At 29.7% G+C, this 13,457-nt stretch carries 11 protein-coding genes; 4 read left to right on the top strand and 7 right to left on the bottom strand.

Translation table 11 applies throughout. The annotated features are described in order from the left end of the window. The first annotated feature begins 11 nt into the window (after positions 1–11). The gene (locus tag H527_RS0112160) at positions 12–2,681 is read left to right on the top strand and encodes a DNA gyrase/topoisomerase IV subunit A (protein WP_027412970.1); all 2,670 of its coding nucleotides are present in this window, start codon (positions 12–14) and stop codon (positions 2,679–2,681) included. 193 nt (positions 2,682–2,874) lie between these two features. Here the strand turns inward: H527_RS0112160 and H527_RS0112155 are convergent, their stop codons facing one another. The 7 genes from H527_RS0112155 to H527_RS0112125 form a co-directional block, all read right to left on the bottom strand. Continuing rightward, positions 2,875–3,477: a YkgJ family cysteine cluster protein gene (locus tag H527_RS0112155; protein ID WP_027412969.1), complete on the bottom strand. Its 603-nt coding sequence runs from the start codon at positions 3,475–3,477 to the stop codon at positions 2,875–2,877. Positions 3,478–3,630: 153 nt separating this feature from the next. Then, positions 3,631–4,302, bottom strand: a complete 672-nt coding sequence (locus H527_RS0112150; RefSeq protein WP_027412968.1) for a hypothetical protein — start codon at positions 4,300–4,302, stop codon at positions 3,631–3,633. 597 nt (positions 4,303–4,899) lie between these two features. Further along, complete coding sequence (locus H527_RS0112145; RefSeq protein ID WP_027412967.1) at positions 4,900–5,478, bottom strand: PhnA domain-containing protein; 579 nt, start codon at positions 5,476–5,478, stop codon at positions 4,900–4,902. A 132-nt stretch (positions 5,479–5,610) separates the two neighbouring features. After that, positions 5,611–6,852, bottom strand: a complete 1,242-nt coding sequence (locus H527_RS0112140; protein WP_051316745.1) for a DUF418 domain-containing protein — start codon at positions 6,850–6,852, stop codon at positions 5,611–5,613. An 8-nt stretch (positions 6,853–6,860) separates the two neighbouring features. After that, positions 6,861–7,454, bottom strand: coding sequence for a GTP cyclohydrolase II (locus tag H527_RS22010; RefSeq protein ID WP_081414603.1), 594 nt, complete (start codon positions 7,452–7,454; stop codon positions 6,861–6,863). Positions 7,455–7,681: 227 nt separating this feature from the next. Next, complete coding sequence (locus H527_RS0112130) at positions 7,682–8,056, bottom strand: hypothetical protein (RefSeq protein WP_027412965.1); 375 nt, start codon at positions 8,054–8,056, stop codon at positions 7,682–7,684. 69 nt (positions 8,057–8,125) lie between these two features. Beyond that, entirely contained in the window at positions 8,126–8,605 is a 480-nt protein-coding gene (locus H527_RS0112125) for a helix-turn-helix domain-containing protein (RefSeq protein WP_027412964.1), read from the bottom strand. Between the two features lie 378 nt (positions 8,606–8,983). Here H527_RS0112125 and H527_RS0112120 point away from each other — a divergent pair, with 378 nt between their 5' ends. The 3 genes from H527_RS0112120 (at position 8,984) to H527_RS0112110 (ending at position 13,388) form a co-directional block, all read left to right on the top strand. After that, positions 8,984–10,141, top strand: coding sequence for a M14 family zinc carboxypeptidase (locus H527_RS0112120; protein ID WP_027412963.1), 1,158 nt, complete (start codon positions 8,984–8,986; stop codon positions 10,139–10,141). 74 nt (positions 10,142–10,215) lie between these two features. Beyond that, positions 10,216–10,695, top strand: coding sequence for an Lrp/AsnC family transcriptional regulator (locus H527_RS0112115; RefSeq protein ID WP_027412962.1), 480 nt, complete (start codon positions 10,216–10,218; stop codon positions 10,693–10,695). A gap of 107 nt (positions 10,696–10,802) precedes the next feature. Beyond that, the gene (locus H527_RS0112110; RefSeq protein ID WP_027412961.1) at positions 10,803–13,388 is read left to right on the top strand and encodes a phosphoenolpyruvate carboxylase; all 2,586 of its coding nucleotides are present in this window, start codon (positions 10,803–10,805) and stop codon (positions 13,386–13,388) included. Positions 13,389–13,457 lie beyond the last annotated feature (69 nt).

The raw sequence follows: 13,457 nt of genomic DNA, 5'->3' as shown, positions 1-13,457 counted from the left end.
AGCAGAATTACATGTCAGAAGAAAATAAAAACGAAGAACTACATCACGATTCTATACCAGAGGCTCACCAACCGCAAGAGGTGATTACAAAGGTAACAGGAATGTATAAAGACTGGTTCCTGGATTATGCATCCTATGTAATCCTTGAGCGTGCAGTACCTGCAATAGAAGATGGATTAAAACCAGTACAACGTCGTATTCTTCATTCAATGAAAGATTTAGATGACGGTAGATACAATAAAGTAGCCAATATTGTTGGGCATACAATGCAATATCATCCGCATGGAGACGCTAGTATTGCAGATGCCATGGTACAGGTTGGACAAAAAGAATTATTAATCGATATGCAAGGTAACTGGGGTAATATCCTTACAGGGGATAGAGCAGCAGCATCTCGATATATTGAAGCTCGTTTATCTAAATTTGCATTAGATGTAGTATATAATCCTAAAGTTACAGAATGGCAATTATCTTATGATGGGCGTAAAAAAGAACCTATTAATTTACCAGTTAAATTTCCATTATTATTAGCCCAGGGGGCAGAGGGTATAGCAGTAGGATTAAGCACAAAGATTTTACCACATAATTTTATAGAGTTAATCGATGCATCGATTAAACATTTACAAGGAAAACGATTTACTATACTACCCGATTTTCCAACTTCGGGGATAGCCGATTTTACAAACTATAATGATGGACAAAGAGGAGGTAAAGTTAGAGTGCGAGCAGAAATATCGCAATTAGATAAAAATACATTAGTTATTAATGAGATACCGTTTTCTACTACAACTACAACTTTAATCGATTCTGTTCTTAAAGCAAATGAAAAAGGGAAGATAAAAATCAAAAAAATCGAGGATAATACAGCTGCAGAAGTAGAAATATTAATACATCTTCCTGCAGGAATTTCTCCAGATAAAACAATTGACGCCTTATATGCTTTTACGAATTGCGAAGTCTCGATCTCTCCATTAGGCTGTGTTATCGAAGATAATAAGCCAAACTTTATAGGAGTTTCAGAAATGTTACGCCGATCTACAGATAATACTGTAGAACTATTAAAAAGAGAACTGGAAATTCAGTTAGAGGAGTTACAAGAGCAATGGCATTATGCATCCTTAGAAAGGATATTTATCGAAAATCGTATTTATCGAGATATTGAAGAAGTAGAAACCTGGGAAGGAGTAATAGAAGCAATTGATAAAGGATTAAAACCACATATAAAACACCTTAAAAGAGCAGTTACAGAAGAAGATATTGTGCGATTAACAGAAATACGAATTAAACGTATTTCGAAATTTGATATAGATAAAGCACAACAAAAAATTGATGCTCTCGAAGAAGATATAGCAAAGGTAAGACACCATTTAGAACATCTTATAGAGTTTGCTATAGATTACTTTAAAAGACTAAAAACTACCTACGGTAAAGGAAAAGAACGTAAAACCGAAATCAAGATTTTTGATGATATCGAAGCCACCAAAGTAGTAATTCGTAATACTAAATTGTATGTAAATCGAGAAGAAGGATTTATAGGAACTTCGCTTCGTAAAGATGAGTATGTAGATGATTGCTCAGATATTGATGATATTATCTGTTTTACGGCAGACGCTAAGTTGATGATAACAAAAGTTGATGCAAAAACTTTTATAGGCAAAGATATTATTCATGTAGCAGTCTTTAAAAAGAAAGATAAACGTACTATTTATAATATGATTTATCAAGACGGCAAAGGAGGAGCATCCTATGTAAAACGATTTGCCGTTACAGGAGTAACCAGAGATAAAGAATATGATCTGGCACAAGGCAAAAAATCTTCTAAAATAGTATACTTCTCAGCTAATCCAAATGGAGAAGCCGAAGTGATAACTATTTTATTACGCCAAGCAGGAAGTATTAAAAAATTAAAATTTGATCTTGACTTTGCAGATTTATTAATTAAAGGAAGAGGAGTAAAAGGAAATATAGTCACCAAATATAATATCAAACGAGTAGAATTAAAAGAACAAGGAGTCTCTACTCTAAAACCTCGTAAAATTTGGTTTGATGAATCTGTTCGACGCCTTAATGTAGATGGAAGAGGAGAATTATTAGGAGAATTTAAAGGAGAAGATAGACTTTTAATAATTACCCAAAAAGGAATAGCAAAGACTGTAACACCAGAAATGACACTACATTTTAGCTCCGATATGATCGTTCTTGAAAAATGGAAACCTCAAAAACCAATATCTGCTATTTATTGGGATGGAGAAAAAGAAAAATATTATGTAAAACGATTTTTAATCGAAAATACAGAACGAGAAGAAATTTTTATTACAGAGCATTTAAAATCGTATTTAGAAGTTGTTTCTATAGATTACAGACCAATTGCAGAAATTGTGTTTACTAAGATAAGAGGCAAAGACCAAAGACCAAATGAAGAAGTAAACTTAGAAGAATTTATTTCTATTAAAGGAATTAAAGCTTTAGGAAATCAACTTACAACTCATATGGTAAAACAAATTAACCTATTAGACCCTTTGCCGTTTGAAGAACCAGAATCTATTCCTACCGAAGATATAGAAGTAATAGAAGAAGAAAATGTTTCTTCTGAAATTGCTGATAATCAAGAATCAAAAAAGTTGTCATCTAATAATGATGACGATAATACAGAAAATGGAGAGCAAGCAAGTTTATTTTAAGATAAGTGGTGATATCCAATAAACTTAAAATAATGTTTAGAATGATGTTTTTATAATTTAACGGTCATTCTCTTTATTGTCGACTTATAAAGTTAAAATAATATTACTTCTGAATTCTCTTCAACGAAGAAATTCAGAAGTAATTAATTATATACGTAATAGCTTGTTACACAATGTAAAAAGCATATTAGATTTAACCACATTTTTTTTCTAAATCAGGAAAAGGTCTGTATGCATAATACTGTAAAACTTCTTCTAAAGCCATTTTAAGAGCTTTGTTTACAGGTATTATTATGTTTCCTAAGTGAAAATCTATTTGATTTAATCGCATATAATATTCTGTAAATACGGGGACATACAACCCTTTAGTAATTGCTTCAGCAACAGAATTATAGTTATCAGTCTGACCTTCTTTGATAATTTTACAAGTAGCCAATCTCAAATTTCCATATTTATCTGTATTGGCTGCAAATCCAAACAGTCGACAAATTAAACCCCGGTATTTATAACTACTACAACGTCCCTGATTAATTATAGATAATGGCTTGTAAATAAAACAGGTAGAGGCTTGTGTTTTATTAAGTAAAGTGTGGGTTTTTTCTGCTTTTCCATTTAAAAACAAATGAAACGCCCAAGGTAAGAACTCTAAAGGAGAAGCTTCTATTTCTGGATTGGTACAGCATTTTCCACAACCAGCTACACAGCTAATCCCTGATGATTTTTCAAATCGAGCGCTTTCTTGTTCTAATTTATTAAAAAGGTCTTCTACTAATCCCACTCTTCGCTCTATCGACATTATTTTTTACCGAAGGTAGACTTAATAGGTCTATGAAGTTTGATTTTTTTCTTAAAAGAAACTAAGATGACTTTATTTTCTTATATCACTTTAATGTTGAAATCGTGCATATGGAAATTAAATTTGTTTTTTAATCTATTATAGTAGAGTATATTATTCTGTCACAGTTTTTTCATTTTTAGTTGGAGTGCGATACAGTTTTCGTTTTGCAGGTTGTTCTTCAAAAACATAATTTGCAACAGTATTTACTTTTTGCAACAGTTTATACAGCTCGTTAAGTGTTTCTATACGTTTTGCAGTAGCTACAGCACGCTTTCCTTTTTTTTGTTCTTGATTTTTGTTAGCTATACGTAACGTATTGGATAAGATAGAAGATTGGTTTAGTAACTCTATAGGAGTTCCTGCGGCTATCATTTCAGACCGATATTCTTCTATTGTTTCTTCAAGACCTTCGATATACTGCATCATTTTAGGCTGGCTGTTACGAATGTTTTTAAGCATTCCTACACCAAAGTGCTTTTGTATTGCATCCTCCTCAGGAAAAGTTTCTACAACCCAATATTTTAGTCTCTTGTAATAGGTAAGGCAGGATTTCATAGCATTTTCTACTAATTTTGTATCCTGTTTTAACTCCATCATATTGGATAAATCACCGCCTTCTTCATACCCTTGTTTTATCTGTTGTTGCAAGTTTGTAATAAATTGGGTATCAAACTTTGGATCAAAATCTGCAAATTGCTTTATATCTAATTTTAAGTGACTAATAATTACATCTCCCCATTCTAGAAGTATGCTATCTTTAAAATTATAGGTACGTCTTAACATGTTTCATTTTTTTAAAGTATAGGAGTTAATATTGTTTATAACTATACAAATTGGCTTTATATCTTGTAACAGATTATTATATATGAGATAAATATATTTAAAAAACTAATTATATATAATCATTTGTTATCTAAATACACTTAGTTGTTAATAATATGTAATACGTTTATAAATTAATCTTTTCAGTTTATAAATAATACATATACGTTATATATTATACATATTACGCTTCAATTTTTTATTAGTAGTTGTTAATTTTATATAGTACGTTATGTTTCGCTCTAAAATAAATTAACATCTGACTTAATAAAAATATATACTATTTTAAATTTAAAAATAAATAAAATAGTTTTAATCTATTTTTAAAACAAAATATTAAATACTACTAACCTTATTTTAAAATATAACTATATAATAGATTCTTTTTATAACGAACTATACTATAAATCTATGATTATATAGTAACAATTAGGTTTTTTTGAGAAAGAACTTAAATTTTTAAATAAAAAAAAACTGCGATACTATTATAGAATAGTATCACAGTTTTGGATATATAAGTAGTTGTGTAGATTTAAGGTTCTACTACTTTTTTATTATTTAAGTTTTCTTTACAAACTTTGTGAGAATAACTATATGTTGACCACTAACCCGACCTTCAATATGTTCTGGATTATCATGAACCAGCGAAATATTTCGTACTGCTGTACCGCGTTTAGCTGTAAAATTGGCTCCTTTTACATCCAAATCTTTAATCAAAACAACAGAATCTCCTGCTTGTAAAATAACACCATTAGCATCTATATGTTTTACAGTATCTTCCTCATCATCACCCTCTCCAGTTGCATTTGCCCAAGCAATAGTATCTTCATCCAGATACAACATATCTAACAAATCTTGCGGCCAGCCTTCAGATTTTAATCTGTTTAACATTCTCCATGCCATTACTTGTACAGCAGGAACGGTACTCCACATACTATCGTTAAGACAACGCCAGTGATTAGGATCTGTTTTTTCAGAATCTTCAATTTGATCTAAACATGTTTGAGAAATTAAAATATGCGAATCTAATCCTGTTCCTGGGGATTTTGGCACTTCATATACTTTTAAATTTTCAGTTTCTCCGGATAATTCACATACAGACCCACTACGCTTATTTAATTCTCTTTCTAGACTCATTTTTAGATATAATTAGAAATAATATATTCGATTTTTGCAAAAATGCATATAATTTTATGATTATAATAATACAGTACCACCATATTTTGAACAAAAGCTAAAGTATATTTGAATTTTTATTATTATTGGGTATTAAGCCAGGGGTTTATTTTTTTTAATAGGTAATATTTTTTTATAAGAAAAACATCTCCATATCCACTCCAAAGGACCATAGTTAAAATAATCAAGCCAAATTTTGCTAAAAACTACTTGTAAAGTAAATACTGCTATTGCTAGCATAGTAGTTTCATAAGGACTTAAAGTCTCATATAATTGGAGTCCTATAGATGAGAAAATAAATAAACCAATGAGACTGTGCAAGATATAGTTGGTTAATGCCATTCTACCAACGTATGTAAAAGGAATAAATATTTTTTTCCATATAGGGTAACGTATCAACCATGCAATAATCCATAAATAAAATAACCCCATAAAAATATCTGAAACTACCATTAATTTAGTAAAGATTGGATAAAATATTTCATTTTTATATATAGGGTGATCTATAAGAATAAATAAAAAGATCAAACGATATATGTTGGATAAAATAGCTATACATAGTATTGGTTTTTTTATCTTTTTTACTACAATTTCTATAGAGTTTATATAATTTTTTTTTCCAAAATAAATACCTAGAATAAACATGGACAATGCAATAGGCATTAAATAAAAGAACAAAACAGGAATATTAGAAATATACTCTAATAAACGAAGCTGAATTCCTTTTATATAAGGTGCATACCGAATAGTATATGTTATATTTTCAGAAGAGTATTCTTTTAACATTTGTGAAGGAAAAAATCCGATCCACTCAAAAAATAATCCAAAGATGTGTTCGTAAAAAGGAAATAGAAGTAATAAAAGCACAGACCATATAAGGACTGTATTTGATTTTTTTATAAGAAAAATACTAAATACTCCCAGTATAGCATATAAGTGTATAACATCTCCAGACCATAAAAAAATAATATGCAGTACACCAAAAATAAATAGTAGAATCATTCGTCGTATAAAAAAATAAATAGAATAAGTATTATTTTTTATCCGACTCGTTATCTGCATAGCAATCCCAAGGCCAAAAAGAAAAGAAAAAATAGGAAAGAATTTACTGTAAAAAAATAATTGTAGTATACGAATAGCTAATTGATCTAGATTAGAATACCATTGTTTATGAAACACCTCTTGATTGATAAAGGTGCAATTCATGATTTCTATATTCACTATAAATATTCCAAAAATAGCGAATCCACGAAATATATCAAGAAGGTCTATTCTTTTTTGTGCAGTAGTAGGTATAAAGTTGGTGTTATCTAATATTGCAGTATTCTTACTCATAAAAATTATTACAAATCACCTAAATCATAGGTGTGTCCTTCGTTTATTTTATCTTCAAGATCTTTTCTAAGTTCAGTATTTTCTCCAGGATCGATAGTTATAGGCATAGCAAAAGCTACTTTTACACCATGTTGGGTTAGAGTAGCTATTTTTTTAGGATTGTTAGTTAACATTCTAATAGACTTAACACCTAATTCTTTTAAAATTTCTGCTGCTTTTGTAAAATCTCGTGCATCTTCTTTAAAACCTACGGCTTTATAAGATTCAGATTGTGGCAACCCCAATTTTTTATGTTCTTTACTTTTTAGTAGTGCAAAATGACCGTTAGCTTTACCTTCTTGGTCTAACCAAATTATAACACCTTTACCTTCTTTTTGTATAAGCTGTTGTGAAATTTCCATTTGCTCTCTACAATCACATTCGATACTATTAAAGTGGTGTGCAAATATACAAGAAGAATGAACTCTACATAATACTTCTTCTTCACCGCTTACATTTCCCATAATTAATGCAAAAGATTCTTTTTGTCCGTCATAAAAAAGTACTTCATGATACTCGCCATATTTTGTCTTAAGATTTCCTTCTGCTATTTTAATAACCATAGGTTTTGTTTTTTATTTTATAAAAATGTCTAAAAAATGTGTGTCGCTGTTAAAATGAGATTACCGATGTTTCAATAATTTAGTTACTAATTAATCTTCGATAAGTTAAAATGGATTAAAGTAGCATACATTTATTTTTATAAAGATCTTTTTTGATTTTCTTTTCTATGATTTTCTGAAGTTTAAAAAACTTTATAGATAACTATTGAGGATTAAATTTTAAAACATCATTTTATTTTTTTTACGGTTCCGCGTTGTTTATTACTAGATCCCACTAGTCCGTATTCAAAGGTATAGGTGTTTTTGTTTGTATTCAATATCTTTATGTGTATAGCTTTTTGTTCAGCCATATTTTTTGGATGTAGGTTTTGTAGAATATATTCACAATCATTAATCCATCTAATACTAGCCGTATCACTTTTTTTTCTAAAATAATCTATCTCTATAGTGTCATTTCTAACAAAAGTAGTTTTAGTTAATTCTCCATTTAGAAAAGTTTCAAACTCAAAAGTTCCTTTATGAAAATTAACACAGTTACGTTCTTGTTGATAACAACCAGTAATAAAAAGAGGTAATAATAAAAGTAAAGTAACTAGTCTCATATTGGATTCAAATTAAAGACGAAAATAAATTTATTTCGATAAACTTAATAGTTAGAAGAGGAAAAGTTGTTAAGTTTTTTTCATTTGATAAGAACTAAATGTACCATCTTCATAAAAAATAACAATACGATCTATTTTAGAATCTGAAGAGATAGCGATAGTCTTTTTTTCTTCTGCAGAAATGGGTTTATCTATACTTTCGTTTTCAGGAGCTGATTCTGAAAATAAATCCTGTTTAGGATTTAAAGTAGAAGAGTGTTTAACATTGTAAACAGGTGGAGCTTCGGTTAGATTTTTCTTTTCTTCTATATTAGGAACTTCTGATTTTGGAAATGTTCCTTCTCCATACAAAAGCCATTTTAAATCTACATCAGTATAAGCTTCCGTTATCTTCATTACAAAATCTAAACTAGGCTTATTTCGGCCACTTAATATATGTGAAATAGAAGAACGACCTACTCCCATATAATCTGCAAAAGAGGATGCTGATACAGCATAATAATCCATTATTTTTTGGATCCTTTTTCCGAAGTCTTTCTCGTTTACCATTGTAAACTAAATTTAATGTAACACATGTTACAAAGGTAAACAAAATAGTTTAAACTAGCTGTTTACAAATGTAAAAAAGCAAACCATAATATTAAATAAGTTGATTAAGTAAAGATCTTTAAATAGCTAATTAACAGTCTTTAGTAGTTATTTAATTACTTAAATTAATTAAATGTTAATAATCTAACTATTATTAAAAATAGAAGAACTTTGTTTGTTTACATCTATAAACAAAAAGTATTATTTTGATTGTTTACAAATGTAAAGAAAGGTATTTTACACTTGTAAACTTTGAATGTATTCACAAGTGTAAATAATAAATATATTTATTATGATACCTCAGTAAACTGTAGTAATTTCGTTATTTTATTATAGGATATGGATATTAAAAGCTTACAAGATTATTTTACTTTATACAAAGAAGATTCATTAAATGGTAGATATATTACTTTAGAAAACATTTTACCTCTTCTAGAAAAATTATCTCAAAAATTAGAAATAAAAGAAATAGGTTTATCTGAGAATAACGCTCCTATTCATCTAATTAAATTAGGAAAAGGATCTAATAAACTTTTGTTTTGGTCCCAAATGCATGGTAATGAAAGTACAACTACAAAGTCTCTTTTTGACCTTTTAAATTTACTTACCGATAGCTCTAATAGTTTTGGTAAAGAGATTTTTAAAGAATGTACCATATATATAATACCTATTTTAAATCCAGATGGAGCAAAAGCATATACAAGGCTAAATTATAATCAAGTAGATCTTAATAGAGATGCACAACAAAAAACACAAAAAGAAAGTATTATTTTTAGTGATTTAGTAGAGCGTATACAACCTGATTTTGCTTTTAACCTGCATGGACAACGTACTATTTTTAGTGCAGGACAATCTAATTACTCTGCAACAGTATCTTTTTTATCTCCAGCAAGCGATATGGAGCGTTCTATAACGCAAAGTCGTAAAGTAGCTATGGATATTATAGGCAAAATGAATTCTACACTTCAAAAATGTATTCCTAATATGGTAGGAAGATATGATGATGGTTTTAACTTAAACTGTGTAGGAGATACTCTCTCAAATATAGAGATTCCAACTATATTATTTGAAGCAGGACATTTTCCAGATGACTATAAGAGGGAGAAAACCCGAGAATTTATTTTTTATTCCTTAGTTACAGCAATAGAGTATATAGCTACCACCAAAATTACTGGAAAAAATTATGAAGACTATTTTTTGATACCAGAAAACGGAAAATGTTTTTATGATATTATAATAAGAAATGTTATTCTAAAAGATAAAAATGTAGATATAGCTATTCAATACAGTGAAAAATTAATAGAAAATGAAGTTAAATTCATTCCAAAAATTGTTAAAGTTGATATGTTACAGAATTTTCATGGACATAGAGAAATACAGGGCGAAAAAAGAGAGATACGTAACGAAAACGTTACAGTAGAGATACTTCCAGAGGCCGAGTTGTTAAAATTTTACCTAAACTCTGAATTATTCTTAATAGAACCAGTAAAAAGTTGAAATAAAACGTGCAGATACTGTATTTTTCTGCTAAATTTGCAATGTAAATAATCGGGAAAAATAATAAAAATACTATGGCAAAGTTTAAATTAGACGAAGTTGATCATCAAATTCTAGATATGTTAATTGAAAATACCCGTACACCTTTTACAGATATCGCAAAAAAATTGTTGATTTCTGCGGGTACGGTACATGTACGAGTAAAAAAAATGGAAGAAGCAGGTATTATTGAAGGATCTTCATTAACATTAGATTACAGAAAATTAGGCTACTCATTTATAGCATATGTAGGTATTTATCTTCAGAATACTTCGCAAACAAAATTTGTTTTACAAAGGATCAACGAAATACCATACGTTACAGTTGCTCATATTACTACAGGAAAATTTAATATTTTTTGTAAAGTAAGAGCCAAAGACACTAATCATGCTAAGGAAATAATCTTTAAGTTAGATGATATTGATGGAGTTTATCGAACAGAAACTATGATTTCGTTAGAAGAAAGTATTAATGATAAAAAACGTTTAATGCATTCTATCTTTCAAGAATTATAAAGGGATATACTTTTAATATGACAACAACCCTTTAAGAAATCTCTTAGAGGGTTTTTTTATTGTAAAAAAGAAATCATTAACCAAAAATCAACATACCACCACACAAAATGGCTAGAAAACCAAAAATCGAACGTTTTAATGAAAATGTTCTTGCAAAGTACCAGATATACAATAGTATATTTATAACATTACCTTTTGATTCTATTAGCAATACAGGAGTTTTATTACCACTCTTTAAAGAAGCTTGTGAAAAAGGATATGACAATCATAAAAACCCTACAGAAATCGTAGAAGATTTTTTTTCACGTTATCAAGATAACCCTGGGCTTAAAGAAAGACATGATTTATTATTTAGGTTTATTCAATATATAGAGCGACAGGTAGTATTGTTTGACGCTATTGAAGATGCTGCATTTCCTATTGTTAATAATATGGATGGTCGTGGTACTTTAAGAAGTATTAAGGAAGAGGCGCAAGCTAAAGGGCAACTAAACGAGCTTAAAGAGTATTTAAGGCGATTTAAAATTCGCCCAACTTTAACTGCACACCCTACACAGTTTTATCCAGGCACAGTTTTAGGTATTATTCATGATCTAGATGCTTCTATACGAAATAATGATTCTTCAAGAATAAAAAAACTGCTTTCTCAATTAGGTAAAACTGCTTTCTTTAAAAAAGAAAAGCCTACACCTTATGATGAGGCCGTTAGCTTAATATGGTATTTAGAAAATGTTTTTTATCATGTTGCAGGAAACATTTATAGCTATATTCAACAAAATGTATTTGATGGAGAAGATCTTGAAAATGAATTAATTAATATTGGGTTTTGGCCAGGTGGAGACAGAGATGGAAACCCTTTTGTTACTACAGAAACTACATTAAAAGTAGCTAAACGTTTGCGTAAAACAATATTGTTAAATTACTATAGAGATATACGGGAGTTAAAACGTAGAATAACCTTTGGTAATTTACAGGATAAGATAATGGTTTTAGAAAATGCTCTTTATGATAATTTCTATTATGCAAAAACCGCAGAGCCATTATCTATAGAAACATTAATGAATGGTTTGCTAGAGATACGAGAGGAACTAATTGCAGAACATCAATCTTTATTCCTTGAAGATTTACAAGATTTGATTAATAAAGTGAAAATTTTTGGATTTCATTTTGGAATACTTGATATCCGTCAGGATTCTAGAATTCATCACAAAGTACTTAAGGATATTGTAAAAAAAACTAGTACGTTAGATTTAGGGATTTTTCCTAAAGACTATGAGACTCTTTCCGAAAAAAAACAAATAGAAATACTTTCTAAAACAACAGGCAAATTAGATCCTTCTATTTTTGATGAAGATATAACCAGAGCAACTTTAGAGTCTATATATGCTATTAAAACGATACAAAAAAATAACGGAGAAAAAGCTGCTAATCGTTATATAATTAGTAACAATGGTAGCGAGCTTAATATAATGGAAACCTTTGCAATGATTAGGCTCTGTGATTGGAAATTACCGACAATAGATGTGATTCCTTTATTTGAGACAGTACCAGATTTACAGGTTTCTCATCAGGTTATGGAGTCTTTATATAACAATCCTGTATATATAGAGCACTTAAAACGTCGCGGCATGAAACAAACCATAATGCTTGGTTTTTCTGATGGAACAAAGGATGGAGGATATCTAATGGCAAACTGGGGGATTTTTAAAGCAAAAGAAGCTTTAACCGAGGTTTCTAGAAAATATGATATAAAAGTAATATTTTTTGACGGTAGAGGGGGTCCGCCAGCAAGAGGAGGAGGAAATACAAATCAGTTTTATGCTTCGCTTGGTCCAACCATTGAAGATGAAGAGATTCAATTAACTATTCAAGGACAAACAATTAGTTCTAATTTTGGAACATTAGATTCTTGCCAATATAATTTAGAGCAACTTTTGGGCGCAGGGGTAGAAAATGAACTTACTAGTAACGAAGGAAATCTGTTTTCTGTAGAAAATAAACAGACTATGCAAGAGCTTGCAGATATAAGTTACCAAACGTATGTGGATTTTAAGAATCATCCTAAATTTCTACCATATTTAGAGAATATGAGTACCTTAAAATATTATGGAAAAGCAAATATAGGTAGTCGTCCATCTAAAAGAAGTACAGGTACAAGTTTAGATTTTGGAGATTTAAGAGCTATACCGTTTGTTGGAAGTTGGAGCCAGTTAAAACAAAATGTGCCAGGGTTTTATGGTGTTGGAACAGCATTAAAAAGCTTTGAGGATAAAAATATGTTTGATAAGGTGATCTCCTTGTATAAAGACTCTCCATTTTTTAGAACTTTGATAGCAAACAGTATGATGAGTCTTACCAAGTCATTTTTTGAACTCACAGCCTATATGAAAGAAGATAAAGAATATGGAGCTTTTTGGGATATTATTCATGATGAATATCTGCTAACCAAAAGATTACTCCTTAAGTTAACAGGGTATTCAGAACTAATGCAAAATGAACCTGCAGGAAAAGCATCTATCGCTATGAGAGAGAATATCGTATTGCCATTACTTACAATACAGCAATATGCATTGAAAAAAATACAAGATTTGCATAAAGCTAACGAAGTGAACCCTAAAGATCTCGAAATCTATGAAAAAATGGTTACCAGATCTTTATTTGGAAACATTAATGCCAGTCGTAATTCAGCATAAATTTTTAATAAAGTGCTGTTAATATTATTAGAAATGAGGCGGAATTGTTAAATTCCACCTCATTTCTTA

The sequence above is a fragment of the Aquimarina muelleri DSM 19832 genome, from assembly GCF_000430665.1.
Lineage (GTDB): Bacteria > Bacteroidota > Bacteroidia > Flavobacteriales > Flavobacteriaceae > Aquimarina > Aquimarina muelleri.
Note: the sequence above shows the minus strand (reverse complement) of the source record. Positions and strands in the feature narration are given on the sequence as shown.

What these genes read in the sequence shown, in the direction of transcription:
- H527_RS0112160 (WP_027412970.1), top strand. Translation starts at nt 12, where the DNA reads ATGTCAGAAGAAAATAAAAACGAAGAACTACATCACGATTCTATACCA.
- H527_RS0112155 (WP_027412969.1), bottom strand. Translation starts at nt 3,477, where the DNA reads ATGTCGATAGAGCGAAGAGTGGGATTAGTAGAAGACCTTTTTAATAAA.
- H527_RS0112150 (WP_027412968.1), bottom strand. Translation starts at nt 4,302, where the DNA reads ATGTTAAGACGTACCTATAATTTTAAAGATAGCATACTTCTAGAATGG.
- H527_RS0112145 (WP_027412967.1), bottom strand. Translation starts at nt 5,478, where the DNA reads ATGAGTCTAGAAAGAGAATTAAATAAGCGTAGTGGGTCTGTATGTGAA.
- H527_RS0112140 (WP_051316745.1), bottom strand. Translation starts at nt 6,852, where the DNA reads ATGAGTAAGAATACTGCAATATTAGATAACACCAACTTTATACCTACT.
- H527_RS22010 (WP_081414603.1), bottom strand. Translation starts at nt 7,454, where the DNA reads ATGGTTATTAAAATAGCAGAAGGAAATCTTAAGACAAAATATGGCGAG.
- H527_RS0112130 (WP_027412965.1), bottom strand. Translation starts at nt 8,056, where the DNA reads ATGAGACTAGTTACTTTACTTTTATTATTACCTCTTTTTATTACTGGT.
- H527_RS0112125 (WP_027412964.1), bottom strand. Translation starts at nt 8,605, where the DNA reads ATGGTAAACGAGAAAGACTTCGGAAAAAGGATCCAAAAAATAATGGAT.
- H527_RS0112120 (WP_027412963.1), top strand. Translation starts at nt 8,984, where the DNA reads ATGGATATTAAAAGCTTACAAGATTATTTTACTTTATACAAAGAAGAT.
- H527_RS0112115 (WP_027412962.1), top strand. Translation starts at nt 10,216, where the DNA reads ATGGCAAAGTTTAAATTAGACGAAGTTGATCATCAAATTCTAGATATG.
- H527_RS0112110 (WP_027412961.1), top strand. Translation starts at nt 10,803, where the DNA reads ATGGCTAGAAAACCAAAAATCGAACGTTTTAATGAAAATGTTCTTGCA.